This is a genomic window from Leptospiraceae bacterium, from assembly GCA_025059995.1.
GTDB lineage: Bacteria > Spirochaetota > Leptospiria > Leptospirales > Leptonemataceae > SKYB61.
Genome location: JANXCF010000002.1, coordinates 293,491 through 309,306, shown reverse-complemented (window position 1 = coordinate 309,306; position 15,816 = coordinate 293,491). Strand labels below are relative to the sequence as shown.

Below are 15,816 nucleotides of genomic sequence, written 5' to 3'. Positions count from 1 at the left end.
TATCGAACTATAAAAACTTATTTTGGAATCTCCCTGTGGGCTTTTTATAATCACCAGGACGTATTCTCTCATAATAGTCGATTGAAAATATGATATGGTCTAAGTTTTCTTTTCTCCATTCGGGTATCCTATGATTGTTGATTGCCTCTTGGATCTTGCATCCTTCGATATTCGGAGTGTGATCACAATTTCGAAATTTGCAATGTTGAATAAAGTCTTTCCATTCTGGGTAAGATTCATAAATTTCTTTTTTTGTTAGATGCGAAAGTCCCCATTCTTTCACACCTGGTGTGTCAATTAAGTAGAAATCAGAATTTACTTGTAAAAGAGTGGATGTTGTAGTTGTATGACGACCTTTACCAGTAGAAATACTTGTTCTATTAGTTTTTTGAATATTTTTTCCCATAATCAAGTTTGTGAGGGTTGACTTTCCCGTTCCTGATTGACCAGCTAAGAGCAATGTTCCTTTGGAGTGATGGTATTGAAAATCATGAAAGGTTGGAAGTTTTTCTTGAAGTTCTTTGCTCCATTTCTCTAAAATCCCACGATCACTGGGTTTGAGTAAATTGTCCCAATATATAAAGTTTACAATATTTTTATAGTATAAGCTCTGTTGAAAGTAGAAATAATCTTCTTCAGTGTCTTCTAACAAATCACACTTCGTAAAGAAAAGAACTGGCTCTACATTCTCCGTAAAGCATGCAATCAAAAAACGATCAATGAAGCCTGAGCGCAAATCAGGTTGTTTTAAACTCACAATCAAAGCCGCATAATCCAAATTTGATCCTAAAGGATGGATTTCGTAAGGAGAAGCTCGTAAAAGAATATTTCTTCGTGGTAGAACTTCTTCAATCAGTGGATGATCATCGGAAGAATTATTTTTCGGTTCACGTACCTTTACAAAATCGCCTACACAACAAGGATTTCGAAAGGGGATCTTAGACGGATGTTCATTTTCTAAGATACGTAGTTTTCCACGTAAAACAGCAATCTTTTGTTCTTTCGATTCCTCAGAAAAAATATAAAATAAATTACCGTGAATTTCCTGAACCCGATAGATTCTCATAATAAAAATTAAGCTTGAAGATATGCTTCGATTTGATAACAAAAACATAATGAATTTTCTTTTAAAAAAGTTCAATTCTTTTTTTATCAAATTTCAGAAATATCTCAAAAAAAGATTAGGCATTCACAAACAAGATTTGAGAGATTACACAGGAAAACGAAAGATTGATCAATTCCGAAGATTCATCATCAAGTTTAGAAAAACAAATGATATCATAACTTACACACTACAATTCTTGAAGGATACTTTAAAAACTGATACAGTAGGCTTTTACTATTGGAATGAAGAAATTGGGCATTTCGTTGATTTTCATAAACAAGACCAAAATCCAAAATACCAAATCTTCGACCCTTTATTAATTATCATGAGCGAATATGACATCATTTTCTTAAAAAGAAACTTAGAAGTTCTTCGCAATCCTGAACACATAGAAATTCTTCAGCAATTCATGAAGAAACAAAATTGCAATGTGATCATCCCTCTTATTCTTAACGAAACCATTTTAGGTTTCATCTATGCAAAAACAGATCTTTATATTTCAATATCAGAATACTTTATTTTGGAAGAACTTCGCTACTTCGTGATTGTTTCTTTATCAAATTCTTTGATTTATCAACGATTAGAGAATTTATTAAAAAACTTGGAAATCGAAGTAGAAAAGCGAACAGAAGAATTAAAAAGAGCACAACAGACTATCCTTCAACAGGAAAAAATGGCAACCTTGGGAGTCATGGTAGCTGGGGTTGCTCATGAGTTAAATACTCCCACTAGTGTGATCCTTTCATCTGTTCAAAACATTTATAAAAATTCAGAAGAAGTAATTGAAAGCTTTTTTCTAAACAAAAGAATGCAAAATCTCACAGATGAATTTTTTTCAATCTTGCATTATTTTATTTATCATATTTCCATCTATAGTTCTTATAGCCAAACGAGAACCTTTAAACTAAAAAAAAGCCTAAAAGAATACTTAGAAAGTCAGGGATTACCCTATGACGAAGATCTTATCCAATTCTTGATTGATTTTCACTTTTTTACTGGTAGTTTTGATGTGTTTCAAAATAACGATAGTTTGCTTAATAAAATCATAGAATTTTATTCTCATAGTCAACCAACAGAAAGAAAAGAATTATTAAAAATCCTCAAATCAATGGCTTTGATTTTTGACAATCTAAGAAGGATTCATGAAGCTTCTAAATCCATACAAAAAATAGTTCAATCTTTAAGAAGTTATTCGCGTTCTTCAAAAAACGAATTTTTAAAGTGTAGTCCGATTACGATTATCGAAAATGCGATAGAGATGACCCAAAGCACAATAAAGGACAGAATCCCCATCGAGAAAGTTTATGAATACCACAATGAAATCTTTTGTGATCCCAATCAAATTCAACAAGTTTTAATCAATCTTATTCTCAATGCATATCAAGCCATAACTGATGCTAACATCCTTAATCCAAAAATACAAATCCTTTTAAAAGAACTTTCAGAAAAAATGATTGAGATACAAGTAATTGATAACGGACCTGGAATCCCTAAGGAAATTCAGGATCAAGTGTGGGATCCATTTTTTACAACAAAACCTCAAGGCAAAGGCACAGGCTTAGGTTTAAGTATTGTAAAAAACATCGTCGAAAACCATAATGGAAAAGTTTTTTTTGAGTCCGACTCAAGCGGAACCAAATTCTTCATTCACCTTCCAAAAGAACAAATGAGTCCCCCTAAACAAAAGATTCATCCTTCTATCAAATTCGGAAGATATGATTGGAGATAAGATATAGCCCATACACCAGAAAATACATTCCATAGGAAAAAAACAAAAGAAAAAAAACAAAATTGAGTATTTTTAAGTATTTCTTTATGAATTCTTTTACCCAATGGTGAAACAAAATCAAGCTCAGGAACGCCAAAACAACTCCTACAAAAAATGACAGGATTGAAAATAACTGTTCTTTAGGATTCTTTAAGAGAGATGGTAGCAGCACAGAAGAAAAATAAAGAACGGCTTTGGGATTGGAAAGATTCGTAAACAACCCCAAAAAGTAAAAATTCTTTGGTGTGTCTTTAGTAATACTAAAATCAATTTCTGTAATCTTTCGGATTTTGAAACTCATCCAAATAAGAAAAATTCCTCCAAAGACAAAAAGAAAACCAATTCCCTCTTGCACTACTATAGCATAACCTAAGATAACTGGCATCAAATAAATTACATTTCCTGATAAGATGCCCATTAGAACTATCAATGCTTCTTTTCTGCCATAAAACAAAGAAGTTCGAATCACAAGAAGCATATCCGGACCGGGAAGATAAACACCCAAAAATCCGATCAAAAAAAGCTCCCACATAAAAATTAAATTGTTCTTATATCTACATAAGAACCTGATGGTGAAGAAAAGATTTTTGATAGTTTATCGAATATAGTTTTCCCCACTACGTTCGGTGAAGGCATTTTTTCAGTTCCTCTTGCTTCATATAACCTTTTGAAAGAAGGATATTTTTCTAAATCAATTTTTTTATGGTAAATCTCGTCCTGCATATCTGTGTGGATGATACCTGGAGCTAGGGAAATAAAATGTTTTTCTTTTCTTTCTTCTGAGTAAAGCTTGATCATAACATTGAGTGCTGCTTTCGATATAGAATAAGCATTCCAACCTCTTTCACCTTTATGGGATGCGCCACTGGACATAGCTAAAATTTTCTCTGGTCCTCGTATGATTTGCTTTTCTTCTAATAAAAAAAATGTATCCAACAAAATTTTATTTGCCCAAACGTTAATATTCATTACCTCCTGAATTTCTTCTAAAGACGTATCATACATATCTTTTATTGGACCTAATACGGCTGAATTCAAAATTAAATATTCAACATAGAGCTCATGCTGATTGCTTAGATTTTCGAGATAATTGATAACCCTTGACTCGATTTTAGTGAGTTGCTCTAAATCCAAAGACAAATGAAAATATTGACCCGGATTTTCTTTTAGCAATGGAGATTCTTTTCTCGATATTCCGATTACCTTATATTTTTCCAAAAAAGCTGAAGCCATACCCAACCCTAAACCTCTGCTCGTCCCTGTGATTACAGCAAATTTCATGTTTTCTCCTTTTTATAATGGCACTTGATGAAGAAAAAATATTGTCATACAATGTAAAAACTATTTTTTTTGTCTTTTGCTAACAATTTTTTTGATTACAAACAAACGAAAAAAATTTTGAACATTACTATGAAGTTCGAGAATCATTTCCATTCTAAAACTATGGAGAATTTAGAAGAAAATACTAAATCAGAATGGAAATTTTTGATTTCTGAAATTCCGAAAAATAGCCTTCTTTTGGATTGTAGAGAAGAACAATTTTACAAAGAAAAAACCATAAAGGGAGCTTACAGTGCTGCTCTTATTCGTAAACCCACTGGCTCAAGTGATAAATCCTTGTTGAAGTTATCTTCATTTCTCAAAAGCATAGAAGATTTAAGTGAGAACTATGAAAATATCATTGTATTTGATGAAGGATTAGGGATGTTTGCGGGGAAGCTTGCTTTCTTGCTCAAGCAAATTCTAGAAAAAAATAAAAAAATCTACATCTATAACAAATTATTCGATGAAATCCCAGAAAGCGAACTTGAGCCCGGTAAGATTGTGATTAGCGAAACAAAAATTCAAAAACCCTATCAATTTAAAGATATTGTTTCTATTAGTTATGTGCAGATTAACTTGATTAAGGTTCAACTGATTGATGTTCGAACTAAAGATGAATATGAAGGCTTGATCCCCCGCTTCAACAATTCCGAACCAGGAGAAATCTGTGGTAGAATTCCAGGGTCAATTCATTTTGATTGGCTAGAATTATATGATGAAACCGGATACCTTCTACCAAAACAAACTGTGTTAAAAAAACTCAAAAAAGCAAACTTGATTTTAGAAAGACCCACGATACTATATGATTACAATGGAGCTCGGGCATGTTTTATGGCTCTTGTTCTAAAAGAAAGCAAATATAAAGATGTAAAAGTCTACTTGGGTTCTTGGCTTGAGTGGAGAAAGACTCAACTCCCTAAACAAAATCTGAATGTATGGTATCCCAGCAATTGATATGAAAAAAAGAAAAATTCTCGTTACTTCCGCATTGCCTTATGCGAATGGTCCTATTCATTTAGGACATTTGGTAGAATATATTCAGACTGACATTTGGGTTCGGTTCCAAAAACTACAGGGGAATGAAGTATATTATTTCTGCGCTGATGATACTCATGGAACCCCCATCATGATCACAGCTCAAAAATTAAATCTCACTCCAGAAGAATTAATAGAAAAAATTTATAAAGAACATTTAAGGGATTTGACTTTATTCGAAGTAGAGTTTGATAACTACTACACTACTAACTCAACCGAAAATCGAGCATTATCAGAAAGAATTTACCTAAAAGCAAAAGAAAAAGGACATATCTATAAAAAAAAAGTAAAGCAGTTGTTTTGTCCCCATGATAAAATGTTTCTTCCTGATCGGTATGTGAAGGGGAAATGTCCTAAATGCGGTGCAGAAGATCAATATGGGGATTCTTGTGAAAAATGTGGAGCATCTTATCGACCCACTGACTTGATTGAGCCAAGATGTGCCCTTTGCGGCACAATACCAATCGAAAAAGAAGAGGATCATATTTTTTTTAAGCTTTCTGACTTTACTGAGTTTCTCAAAGAGTGGACACAAACACGTTTAGATGAGGGAATCAAAAATAAACTCATGGAATGGTTCGAGCAAGGATTAAAGGATTGGGACATTAGTAGAGACGGACCTTATTTTGGCTTTGAAATCCCCGATGAACCCAATAAATATTTTTATGTCTGGTTAGATGCACCGGTTGGATACATTGCTTCTTCTTTGAATTATTTTCAAAAGCACAAAAAAGAAAAAACATTTTTTGAGTTTTGGAACGTGGAAAACGAACAAAAAACAGAAGTCTATCACTTTATTGGAAAAGACATTGTTTATTTCCATACATTGTTTTGGCCAGCACTATTAAAAGCTGGGGATTTTCGAACTCCTACATCTGTTTTTGTTCATGGCTTTTTGACCATCAATGGTGAGAAGATGTCAAAATCTCGTGGAACGTTCGTGAAAGCTCAAAGTTATTTGAAGTTTCTGGATCCACAAGCCCTGAGGTACTTTTATGCTTCTCGATTAGGTTCTTCCATTGATGATTTGGATTTTACGATAGAAGATTTTGTTAATAAATATAATGGTTCGGTTGTTGGGAATTTTGCGAATATCTTTTCGCGATCGGCAAAACTATTAGAAACTTTGGATAATACTCTATCGACTCCCACAGAAAAAGGAAAACAACTCATCCAAACACTCCTACAGAAAAAATCCGAAATTCTTGATAATTACGAAAAGCGAAATTTACAAAAAGTAGTTCGAATTCTCGAAGATTTAGGCTCAGAAATCAATCGTTATATCACTGAAAAAGAACCATGGGTGGTCATCAAACAAAATCCCGAAGAAGCAAGAAAGATACTAACTGATGTATTAAATGCTGGATGGATTTTGAGTATCTATCTTTATCCTATTTTGCCTTCATTCAGTAAAGGGGTTTGGGAATTTTTGAATATTCCTGTTGAATATAAGAACCAATTTTCTATTCTATCAAACAAAGTAGAAAAGCAAACCCTTTTGCCTAGTAATCATAAAATTCATCCCTACAGACACTTGGCTACTCGCATTCAAAAGGAGGATGTAGAAAAGATGTTCCAAGAAGAACAAAAAGAAATCCCACAAGCAGAAGAAAAAGAAACCAAAACCCAGTGGATTACGATTGAAGACTTCAACAAGATCGAAATCAAAATAGGAAAGATAGTCGAGGCAAAGTTCGTTGAAGGAGCTGATAAATTATTACAACTAAAAATTGATGTGGGAGAAAAAACCCCAAGAAATGTTTTCGCAGGTATTAAAGAACACTATCAACCCAACGAAATTGTTGGAATGAAAGTAGCAGTTGTTACCAACCTTCAACCAAGAAAAATGAAGTTTGGAGTTTCCGAAGCCATGATTTTAGCCGCAAACGATCAGGGAAAGCTCTCATTACTTCTACCCCACAAAGACGTAGAAACAGGAAGTATCGTCAAATAAACATCATAAAAAATTTATAAATTTTCTAAAGCTATTTTTACCGCATCGATAACATCTTGGATATCTTCTTCTGTCATTTTGCTATAGATTGGCAAAGAAACAATGTGATGATAAATTTCTTCTGTATTGGGAAAACCCTTTTCGTTATATGAAAATTTCTTTCTGTAGTAGCTCATTCTATACAAAGGTGGAAAGTGAACTGATGTTTGGATTCCCAAAGACTTCATTTTCTCTATGAAATCATTTCGTTTTGGAACCTCGAGAGTATAGAGATGATAAGAAGAGCCTTCATCTTCGGGATTGAGTCGGATGTTGGGTAGATTTCGAAAGGCTTCTTGGTATCTTTGATGAATGTATTTTCGTTTTTCTTTCATCTCGTGATTTCGTGATAACTGCACAATTCCTATGGCTGATAGAATGTCTGGGATGTTATACTTGAAGCCTTCTTCGATGATATCGTAATAGAAATTTTTTCGTCGATAGGTTTCCACATCAAAGCCATGAAGCCTCATCCTTCGGATTTTCTGAGCAACCTCGTGATGATTGGTAATGACAGCTCCGCCTTCACCTGTTGTGATGTTTTTTGTTGCATAAAAACTAAAAACACAAAAATCACTTTGAGTTCCAATCGGTTTTTGTTTATACGTAGAACCGAAGGCATGAGCTGCGTCTTCTCCTAAAAATAAGTGATATTTCTTCGCTAATTGATTCAATGAAGTCAAATCACAAACACGACCCCCATAATGAACACACAAAATCCCACGAATTCTCGTTTTGGTGGGAAGGTGTATCAAAGTCTGATTTTGAAAATCACAATATCTATCAATGTATTCTTGTATGATTTCTGATGTAAGTAAATACGAATTTCGATCCACATCCAAAAAGATCGGGTATGCTTGACACTTGATGACCACTTCTGCAGTAGCTGTGAATGTAAAAGCAGGAAGAAACACCGCATCCCCTTGTTGTAATCCCAATGCCTTCAGGGAAAGATGTAAAGCCGCAGTGCCTGAGCTTACGGCTATGGCGTTTTCACTCTGACAATATTCTTTGAGTTTGTTCTCGAACTCTTCGGTAACTTTGCCCGTTGTGAGCCAATGAGAACGCAAAACCTTCTCTACGGCTTGGATTTCTAAATCCGTAATATCAGGCTTAAAAAAAGAAAGGATTTCTTTTCTTTCTTTTTTTCGAAGCATTCAAAAGTCAAAATTCTTCTCAAACAGAAACAAAAAACTTTTTTTTGTAAATCTTAGAGATAACATAAATGTGTTCGATGACAACAAGCGGGGACGCATGGACGATAGTTCTTCTTTTCTTCTTGTGCGAGTATTTGGTTTTGATTTTTAGTGCTTTTGTTTGATTTTGACTTATGTTAGAAATTTTTTTTATTTTGTTCTAAACAAAAAACAATTTATTTTTTTATCAATTCCCTCAAAACAAAAAATACAGAAAGGGCAGATAAAACTGCTGTTTCGATTCTAAGAACATTGGGTGCTAATCGAAAGCCAAGAAAATGCTTTTCTAAGTATTGCTTTTCTTTTTCAGAAAATCCACCCTCAGGTCCAACAATCAATGCCATCTCCTCTAATGAAATATTTTGAACGTAGTTTAATAAGTCCGTCAAAGTCAGGTTTGCATGAGGGTTTACATCTAAGTAAAAAACATAATGAAATGAGGAGGTATATCTTTCCAACTCAGAAAACGGAATGATGGGATGAAGCTTAGGTAAACTCCAGCGTTGAGATTGTGATCCTGCTTGCATGACGATTCTTTCCATTCTTTCTTTGTTCCAGTCTTTTCGTTCTGACCTTTGATAAATGACAGGGAAAAACTGAGACATCCCCAGCTGCGTTGCCATATCCAACATTTTGTCTAATCGATTCCCTGAGGGCAGAGCTGAAAAAATCGCTACATTTTGTTCTTTTGATTCTTCAAAAGGTGTTTGAAGATCTACCTCAACCAATCCATCATTTCGAAGAATTCCCTTGTATGCATGAGAATTTCCATCGGAAACCCAAAGGGTATCACCTTCTTTCAGCCTCAAAGAACGAAGATGCGACTTTTCTTTTGGTTCTAACTGAATCCAAGGGCTTCGAATTTCTCTTCGATAAAGAATCACAAATTAAAAAATTTATAAATTCTATTTATAAAATTTCTTTACTATCTTGTTGAGCGGTTTCTTTTTTGGAAAGCCAGATATAAATCAAATCATAAACGCCAAACACCAACAACGAAGAAAACAAATCACCTGCCAAGGTATTCTTAAAAAACGGAATAGCCATGATATAAGACATCATTAGTCCGTCAAGAGTGGGTTCATATAATCCGCCCCATAACCACACAGCGAAGTTGGTGGTTAAATAAAAAATCACACTGCTTATCAAACTCAAATTCACCAAAATAAAATATTTCCACTTATAGTTGGGGAATTTTCTCAAAATTACTCCAAGAAACGATGGAACCATCAAAGAAAAATACACTGTTGCATGAACCAAAAAATGACCTAAACCAATGAAGGCATCACTAATCAACATGGTAAGAATCACAAAAGCTAAGCTAAAGTTTTTTCCGTAGATATAAGACAAAAACAAACCAATTCCCACAATGGGAGTAAAGTTCGGGATGTGATCCACCAAACGTGAAAGAACCCCAATCCCAACGAACAACAACACAACGAAAATTTTAAATCCGTTATTTTGCAGGATTTGGAACCATGACTTTATCATGAGGATCTCCTTCGATTTTTGTTGGGCTTTGGATACATTTTTCTTTTTCTTTCCAAGTCGTAAAGCACCATACAACAACACTGTCGTCCTCTAAAACCATCTGAGCCATCCCCACTTGAGCAAGCTTTTGATCCACAAAGTAGATCCAGTTATTTTTATCATCTCCTAATCCTTGATTCGAAACTCCAGCAATCGACTCCAAAAATAGGGTTTCTCCTCTGCCTTTTGTCTCGAACTGGAGCTGATTTTCTTTTTGTAGATCTAAAAGGACCTCATACACACTCTTTTGAACGGAATATTCTTTTTGAAAAATTTTTACTTCGTTTGGAAGAATGATTTGGATTTCTACTTTATAAGGTGGGACCGGTTTTCGTTCCTCTTTGCAACCAAAAACGAAAACAAAAAACAACAAAAAAGTAAGCCTTTTCATTAGCGAGTTCCTACCTCTCTTGCCACGACCCCATCCACATCAGCAGTTCCATCAAATGAATTATGAACACTAAATCCACGACTTCCAACAAAAGTCAAACGTAAATAGACAAAGCCATCTGACTGGATCTGGCTTTTCAATGTAGTCGTGCAATTTTCTCCAGAGTTTCCAAAGTTTGGATCCAATAAATCGAAGCCATCACCTCCTGCTTTTGTTTTGTCGAAGATATCTTGTTCAGATAGTTGCCATTTTTCTTGATGAAAGACTACTGGTTCGACTCCAGCAAATCGAAGCCAATTGTTTGGATTGGTTAAACTTGCTTGAGTATTATCACCAATGTATTGAGGATTCCAACCACACCAAGCATTTCCATCTACACTCACTTCCACAAACATGGGTTCCATGAAGTGGGAAACTCCACAATTGGATTCACTATTGTAGCAAAATCCATTTTCGAAAACTACAAAGTCAATGCCTTGAGTGTTTTTGACTTTTTTTCCTTCCCACTCGAGAACCACACACTTCTCGTTGGGCTCGCAATAATCTGTCGTAGCACTCGATTGTAAACTATAAACATCCAAAGAACCACATAACTTCCCACAACCACAAATTCCGTTAATCGCTTTTCGTGAATCTTTGAAGCCTTCTCCTGTGGATCCTGGAGCTTCTGTGATTTTATTTGCTAAATACACATTTTGAAATCGCCATTGGCTGGGACAAGGAGGCTCAACCGTTGGATTTTGGGGATTCTGTGGACCTTGAGGCTCAGGGCTCGAAGGATTTGATTGTAAGAAACTAAGCAAAGCTAACACATCCTGGCTTTCATTTTTACTTTCTTTACAATAAGGAAACACCCAAAGCACGGACAGTGATATAATCAAAAATATTCTTTTGTTTTTGAAAGCATTCATCGTCAAACTCCAAAAAAAAGCCCCCGAGGGGGCGAGAGAGGGGACTGGTAGAGTAGGTATTAATCCAATTTTTGAACGAATTTTGACCAAGTGAAACCTCCACAGCTGCCACGAACTTCAGGAGTTTCCGGTTTGTAATTAGTAGGATAGGGTGCATTTTTGATTTCCTCAAAAGAACCTTTGTTAAAGGTATCTTCACAGTAGTAATAGAAATTACCCACTTTTACCCAATTAATGCGAGAAAAACATGGTACATTTGATTCACCATTTATATTATCCCCATCACAACTATCCCATGAAGGTTCATCTTTTGTCCTTACGTAGAGAACTTTCTTTATATTATCATAAGTTACAATATACCTTGTGCCAAAACTCTTCCAGTAACCTTTAGATGGGATGTTATCAATTACAATTGTATTAGTAGATCCATAGATTTCATAAATAGAACCGAAATTATCCTTCCAGATTCCATTGATTTCGAGTTCTCCTAAACGATTATTTAAATTATTCAGCTGTGTTTGTAGATTGTTAATCTGCCCATTCAAATTTGCCAGTTCATTTGTTTTCGTGAGGTTGTCCAACAAGAGTAAGGCTTCTGCATCGCTATCTAAGCTGCCTTCTTTTTGCGTTGCCATGTTGCTACACTTGACAAATCCGAAAAACCCAAAAAATAGTATGGTGATAAAAATTGTTAGTTTCCTCATAGTTTTCTCCTTGATGGTAAAGTTTTTTTAAGACTCTGGAGAGAATCTACGAAAGCAAAGGAAAGATTTTTCCTTGATTTCGGTAGAAAGTCCCTCCAGAGTCCTTTTCAGCTCCAGAGGGACCCTCTACCTTCGTTCAGGATGGGTATCCTAAACCGGAAGATAGGCGGTGTAGCAGTTTTACGGGCTTACTACACCGGGGAAGATCTGGCTTATCCCCAGCCATTGGCTGGAGAATCACAGTTCCACCGTGAGCGTGGGATTTGCACCCAACTTCCTCCCTCGGAGCTTCATGAACAAAAAAAATCACAGAACTTTTTTATCAACTTTTTTTTTGGTTTTAGGTATGATTTTTTTCACAGATAAAAAACCTTAAAAGACCCTCACACAAACGAAAAAAATAATTTTAGCCACGAGGATGGAATTGTTTGTGCAAGTTTCTTAAAGATGTTTTGGTGATGTGGGTGTAGATTTGGGTTGCTGTGATGTCTTTGTGTCCCAGAAGTTCCTGCACTACTCGAATATCAGCTTGATTTTGAATCAAATGGGTTGCAAAGCTATGCCTAAGGGTATGAGGCGAAATCTTTTTCTCCAAGCCAGCTCTTTTTGCGTATTTTGTTATGGACCTCCATACGGACCTGCGATCCAAACGATTTCCTTTTTTCCCCAGAAATACAAACTCGGATGTTTTTTTGGTGATTCGATTTCGTGCCTCATCAAAATAGAGCTTCAAAGTTTGATGGGTTTTTTCTCCTAAGGGGACGATACGTTGTTGTCCTCCCTTCCCCATGACGCAAATCTCACTATTCCAAAAATCTATGTCTTTTAGCTTCAAATTCACCACTTCAGAAACCCGAAGACCACAAGCATACATCAACTCAAAAATGGCACGATCTCGTAGCTCGAAAGGATTTTTTTGATCAAAGACTTCAAAAAATCTAATCACTTCTTCCCATGTCAAATAAGTAGGAATAGTTCTTGGAACTTTCGGAAGCTCTAAGTTTTCAAAGGGATTTTCTTGGATGTATTTTTTTATCCACAAAAAACGATAAAATTGCCTTAGGGTTGTAGCATAACGCTTTAGACTCTTTTTCGATAACCGCTTTTGTTCGTAAGCTAAAACTTCCATTCCTTGTTGCCAGTTCAAACTCAACACTGACATTTGATTAACTTTCAGATACAAAAAAAATTTCTTCAAATCCATTGTGTATGACTCAATCGTATTTGTGGATAGACCTTTTTCTACCAACAAGTACTCTTTGAATTCTAAGAGCAATTCTTGATATTCGTTTGAACCATCATATTGCAACATCATTCATTACAATCGGAATTTATTACGAACGAATAAAATATCATAATGATTACAAAAAATGATTGAATTTAAAATTGAATGAAATATAATCATTTTGCCAACTATAAATCTCATAAAAGGATCATTCCATGAAAACCTACTTCAACGAAAAAATCACAAACTATTTAAACGAATTTTTTCAAAAGAAATTGTCATTTCTCTTATTAAATGACAAGAATGAAATCGTATTTTTTAATGATGTGTTTCAAAAGCAATTTAAAATCATCAATAAAGATGAACTCTTAGGAAAAAATATAAACCACATTTTAAAAGTAGTTAAACAAATCTCAGAACATCAAACTGATGATTTAGTGATTCAAAATCAATTAGTTAAAATCACTAATCAAAACAAAAACTATTACTTTGATGGATTAATGATAGAAAATAAAAAAGAAAAATACAGTATCTTTTTTGGAAATGATCTGACGGAATATTTAACATTTAGTTCCCAAGATTTAACGTTTTATCGCTTCATCAACGAAATCCTCGAGATTGACTTATCTTATACCACCACAGAAAAAAAGCTATCAATCATTCTAAAAGAATTAGAAAGTATAACGGATATTACAGAATATGGTATCTATACTCTGAATGTGGATGATCTCAGTTTAGAATTAGTAGCTTACAAAATTTTTAATTTTGAATTTTTAGAACATTACAAGAAAATTCCCTTAAACTCCCAGATTGAGATTTTCGATTTTGAAGATTTGGAAAACTCAAACGTTATAAAAAAGAATTTGCCAACGCTATATGATGTCATTTTGAATATGGGGTTTGAATTCATTCCTATTGTTTATCAAAACCAATTCATTGGATTGTTTTTCTACAAATCCCAAACCAAAAGAACAAAAGAGTTTGAATACTTTCTGCAATCCTTCATATCTATTTTATTAAACATAATTTATAAAAAAATCTTACTAGATAGCATTAACATTGAGTTTAAAAAGCTAAGTGAAATGAATGACAAATTAGTTCGTATCTTAGAAGAAAATTTAAATCTTCAAAACATGATATTTCGATATTTGCCAAGAAAAACATTCCAAAAAGTAAAAAATGCTATTTATCAAAAGTTCAAAATACCAAATGAAAGAAACTTATATTACTTTTTGTTTTTAGACATAGTAGATTTTACTAAGTTTAGTGAAAATAAAGATCCAGAATTTATCATCAGTAGTTTGAATTCTTATTTTTCTCATTTGACAGATATTATCTATGATAATGAGGGCGACATTGATAAATTCATGGGGGATAATATCTTTGCTTACTTTAGCACTGCTGATGACGCGTTGAAGGCGGCATTAGAAATGATTCATTTTTTTATTTCCCATAAGCCCGAGAACTTTGAACCTCTAAAAGTAAAGATTGCTCTACATTGTGGAGAAGCCATTCATGGAAATTTAGGAAACCAATTCCGTACAGAATTTACTTTGATTGGGGATGCAGTAAACACTACAAGTCGATTACAAAGGGCTTGTAAACCCAATGAAATCATAATGAGTGAAGAATTCTATCAACACCTAAGAAAAAAAGATATTCCTTTGTCGAAAAAATATTTCTTAAAAGTGAAGGGGAAATCTGGCTATCTTCCAATTTATTTTATCCAATACAAGTTTTTGAGAAATTATAATCCTTATTAAAGATTTACTACAAATCCAAGTCGAAGACCACCTTCAAATATCTCAGGCTTTTGAAAAACAGGTAGCTGCGTATAGTTAAAATAAAAAGAATAACTAAAACTCAAATAGGGATAGATAGGTATATACGCTCCTACATCAAAACCGTATTTCGCAGTAAAACCATTAGCTAGCTTTCCACTACCATAACGTATCACAAAAAAGTTTTCGTCTTCATCAATCTGAAAGTTATATTTGATTTGTATGTTCCAAGTTCTCAAGGGTTCGATAAAAGTTTTAGAACGCAGAATGGATAAGAAATCATAGATTCGAAACACAAAATTTTGACTTTCTTCATTAAGAAGTGGCAGATATCCAAGAGTTCCAAAATAGTTATCAACATTCAATTGAGGATAATTTGTGAGCTCAGCTAAACTTTCTTCATAACCAATCCCCAAACCCCATTGAGAATCAAGAACATAATAAAAATTAGCTGAATTATTGATTGCACGAATTTTAATCTTACCTACTCTTGATAGTGCATAGACTGCAAAAGGGATTCTCTCTGGATTGAGGGTAAAAAAGGTCTGATAACTATGAACAAACACAGCACTTTCAAACAATTCTGTGGCTTTTCTGTCAGAAACATCATTGATGTAAGAATTATACAATTGAAACTCCCATGACATTGTGTTTATACTGATATTTAAAATCAAAATCACAACCAAGTGAAGATAGAACTTATTTTTGAAAAACATATAACAAACCCCAAAAAAAGTTTATGTAAAATATATATTCCAAACTAACAAAACATACCATTTTGGCAGAAAAAATTTTACTTTAATAGCAAATGACCAATTAAGATTGACTTTACTTCTGAAAAAGCCAATCATAAT

Annotated in this window: 15 protein-coding genes and 1 pseudogene; 5 read left to right on the top strand and 11 right to left on the bottom strand. The window is 34.1% G+C overall.

The window, feature by feature from the left end; all coding sequences use genetic code 11:
- Nucleotides 1-7: 7 nt before the first annotated feature.
- Nucleotides 8-1,066 carry a ribosome small subunit-dependent GTPase A gene (gene rsgA, locus NZ853_03870; GenBank protein MCS7204812.1) on the bottom strand — a complete coding sequence of 353 codons (1,059 nt, stop codon included), beginning with the start codon at nucleotides 1,064-1,066 and terminating at the stop codon, nucleotides 8-10.
- Nucleotides 1,067-1,772: 706 nt separating this feature from the next.
- Between rsgA and NZ853_03865 the strand changes: the two are divergent.
- Together NZ853_03865 and NZ853_03860 are read left to right on the top strand one after the other, a co-directional pair.
- Nucleotides 1,773-1,871, top strand: a pseudogene (locus NZ853_03865) (sensor histidine kinase).
- Nucleotides 1,872-2,363: 492 nt separating this feature from the next.
- The gene (locus NZ853_03860; GenBank protein ID MCS7204811.1) at nucleotides 2,364-2,834 is read left to right on the top strand and encodes a HAMP domain-containing histidine kinase; all 471 of its coding nucleotides are present in this window, start codon (nucleotides 2,364-2,366) and stop codon (nucleotides 2,832-2,834) included.
- Here NZ853_03860 and NZ853_03855 read toward each other — a convergent pair.
- Together NZ853_03855 and NZ853_03850 are read right to left on the bottom strand one after the other, a co-directional pair.
- Nucleotides 2,806-3,405, bottom strand: a complete 600-nt coding sequence (locus NZ853_03855; protein ID MCS7204810.1) for a LysE family translocator — start codon at nucleotides 3,403-3,405, stop codon at nucleotides 2,806-2,808. The genes NZ853_03860 and NZ853_03855 overlap by 29 nt on opposite strands.
- Nucleotides 3,406-3,410: 5 nt before the next feature.
- On the bottom strand, nucleotides 3,411-4,154 hold the full coding sequence (locus tag NZ853_03850) for an SDR family NAD(P)-dependent oxidoreductase (protein MCS7204809.1): 744 nt from the start codon (nucleotides 4,152-4,154) through the stop codon (nucleotides 3,411-3,413).
- A gap of 129 nt (nucleotides 4,155-4,283) precedes the next feature.
- Here NZ853_03850 and NZ853_03845 point away from each other — a divergent pair, with 129 nt between their 5' ends.
- Complete coding sequence (locus tag NZ853_03845; protein ID MCS7204808.1) at nucleotides 4,284-5,150, top strand: sulfurtransferase; 867 nt, start codon at nucleotides 4,284-4,286, stop codon at nucleotides 5,148-5,150.
- 1 nt (nucleotide 5,151) lies between these two features.
- The gene (metG, locus tag NZ853_03840) at nucleotides 5,152-7,185 is read left to right on the top strand and encodes a methionine--tRNA ligase (protein ID MCS7204807.1); all 2,034 of its coding nucleotides are present in this window, start codon (nucleotides 5,152-5,154) and stop codon (nucleotides 7,183-7,185) included.
- 14 nt (nucleotides 7,186-7,199) lie between these two features.
- On the opposite strand, the gene NZ853_03835 is transcribed toward metG, so the two are convergent.
- From NZ853_03835 to xerD, 7 genes are all read right to left on the bottom strand, one after another.
- On the bottom strand, nucleotides 7,200-8,381 hold the full coding sequence (locus NZ853_03835) for a DegT/DnrJ/EryC1/StrS family aminotransferase (GenBank protein ID MCS7204806.1): 1,182 nt from the start codon (nucleotides 8,379-8,381) through the stop codon (nucleotides 7,200-7,202).
- Between the two features lie 215 nt (nucleotides 8,382-8,596).
- Nucleotides 8,597-9,304 carry a 16S rRNA (uracil(1498)-N(3))-methyltransferase gene (locus NZ853_03830; protein ID MCS7204805.1) on the bottom strand — a complete coding sequence of 236 codons (708 nt, stop codon included), beginning with the start codon at nucleotides 9,302-9,304 and terminating at the stop codon, nucleotides 8,597-8,599.
- A gap of 25 nt (nucleotides 9,305-9,329) precedes the next feature.
- On the bottom strand, nucleotides 9,330-9,911 hold the full coding sequence (locus NZ853_03825) for a hypothetical protein (GenBank protein MCS7204804.1): 582 nt from the start codon (nucleotides 9,909-9,911) through the stop codon (nucleotides 9,330-9,332).
- Nucleotides 9,877-10,341 carry a DUF4430 domain-containing protein gene (locus NZ853_03820; GenBank protein MCS7204803.1) on the bottom strand — a complete coding sequence of 155 codons (465 nt, stop codon included), beginning with the start codon at nucleotides 10,339-10,341 and terminating at the stop codon, nucleotides 9,877-9,879. Before NZ853_03820 ends, NZ853_03825 begins: the two co-directional genes overlap by 35 nt.
- Complete coding sequence (locus NZ853_03815) at nucleotides 10,341-11,252, bottom strand: LIC_13355 family lipoprotein (protein MCS7204802.1); 912 nt, start codon at nucleotides 11,250-11,252, stop codon at nucleotides 10,341-10,343. The genes NZ853_03820 and NZ853_03815 overlap by 1 nt, the downstream gene beginning before the upstream one ends.
- Before the next feature lie 59 nt (nucleotides 11,253-11,311).
- Nucleotides 11,312-11,956, bottom strand: coding sequence for a hypothetical protein (locus NZ853_03810; GenBank protein ID MCS7204801.1), 645 nt, complete (start codon nucleotides 11,954-11,956; stop codon nucleotides 11,312-11,314).
- A gap of 406 nt (nucleotides 11,957-12,362) precedes the next feature.
- Nucleotides 12,363-13,271, bottom strand: coding sequence for a site-specific tyrosine recombinase XerD (gene xerD / locus NZ853_03805; protein ID MCS7204800.1), 909 nt, complete (start codon nucleotides 13,269-13,271; stop codon nucleotides 12,363-12,365).
- 125 nt (nucleotides 13,272-13,396) lie between these two features.
- Here xerD and NZ853_03800 point away from each other — a divergent pair, with 125 nt between their 5' ends.
- The gene (locus tag NZ853_03800) at nucleotides 13,397-14,944 is read left to right on the top strand and encodes an adenylate/guanylate cyclase domain-containing protein (protein MCS7204799.1); all 1,548 of its coding nucleotides are present in this window, start codon (nucleotides 13,397-13,399) and stop codon (nucleotides 14,942-14,944) included.
- Here the strand turns inward: NZ853_03800 and NZ853_03795 are convergent.
- Nucleotides 14,941-15,678, bottom strand: a complete 738-nt coding sequence (locus NZ853_03795; protein MCS7204798.1) for a hypothetical protein — start codon at nucleotides 15,676-15,678, stop codon at nucleotides 14,941-14,943. The two genes, NZ853_03800 and NZ853_03795, sit on opposite strands and share 4 nt — an antisense overlap.
- Nucleotides 15,679-15,816: the final 138 nt, after the last annotated feature.

What these genes read in the sequence shown, in the direction of transcription:
- rsgA (MCS7204812.1), bottom strand. Translation starts at nt 1,066, where the DNA reads ATGAGAATCTATCGGGTTCAGGAAATTCACGGTAATTTATTTTATATT.
- NZ853_03860 (MCS7204811.1), top strand. Translation starts at nt 2,364, where the DNA reads ATGACCCAAAGCACAATAAAGGACAGAATCCCCATCGAGAAAGTTTAT.
- NZ853_03855 (MCS7204810.1), bottom strand. Translation starts at nt 3,405, where the DNA reads ATGTGGGAGCTTTTTTTGATCGGATTTTTGGGTGTTTATCTTCCCGGT.
- NZ853_03850 (MCS7204809.1), bottom strand. Translation starts at nt 4,154, where the DNA reads ATGAAATTTGCTGTAATCACAGGGACGAGCAGAGGTTTAGGGTTGGGT.
- NZ853_03845 (MCS7204808.1), top strand. Translation starts at nt 4,284, where the DNA reads ATGAAGTTCGAGAATCATTTCCATTCTAAAACTATGGAGAATTTAGAA.
- metG (MCS7204807.1), top strand. Translation starts at nt 5,152, where the DNA reads ATGAAAAAAAGAAAAATTCTCGTTACTTCCGCATTGCCTTATGCGAAT.
- NZ853_03835 (MCS7204806.1), bottom strand. Translation starts at nt 8,381, where the DNA reads ATGCTTCGAAAAAAAGAAAGAAAAGAAATCCTTTCTTTTTTTAAGCCT.
- NZ853_03825 (MCS7204804.1), bottom strand. Translation starts at nt 9,911, where the DNA reads ATGATAAAGTCATGGTTCCAAATCCTGCAAAATAACGGATTTAAAATT.
- NZ853_03820 (MCS7204803.1), bottom strand. Translation starts at nt 10,341, where the DNA reads ATGAAAAGGCTTACTTTTTTGTTGTTTTTTGTTTTCGTTTTTGGTTGC.
- NZ853_03815 (MCS7204802.1), bottom strand. Translation starts at nt 11,252, where the DNA reads ATGAATGCTTTCAAAAACAAAAGAATATTTTTGATTATATCACTGTCC.
- NZ853_03810 (MCS7204801.1), bottom strand. Translation starts at nt 11,956, where the DNA reads ATGAGGAAACTAACAATTTTTATCACCATACTATTTTTTGGGTTTTTC.
- xerD (MCS7204800.1), bottom strand. Translation starts at nt 13,271, where the DNA reads ATGATGTTGCAATATGATGGTTCAAACGAATATCAAGAATTGCTCTTA.
- NZ853_03800 (MCS7204799.1), top strand. Translation starts at nt 13,397, where the DNA reads ATGAAAACCTACTTCAACGAAAAAATCACAAACTATTTAAACGAATTT.
- NZ853_03795 (MCS7204798.1), bottom strand. Translation starts at nt 15,678, where the DNA reads ATGTTTTTCAAAAATAAGTTCTATCTTCACTTGGTTGTGATTTTGATT.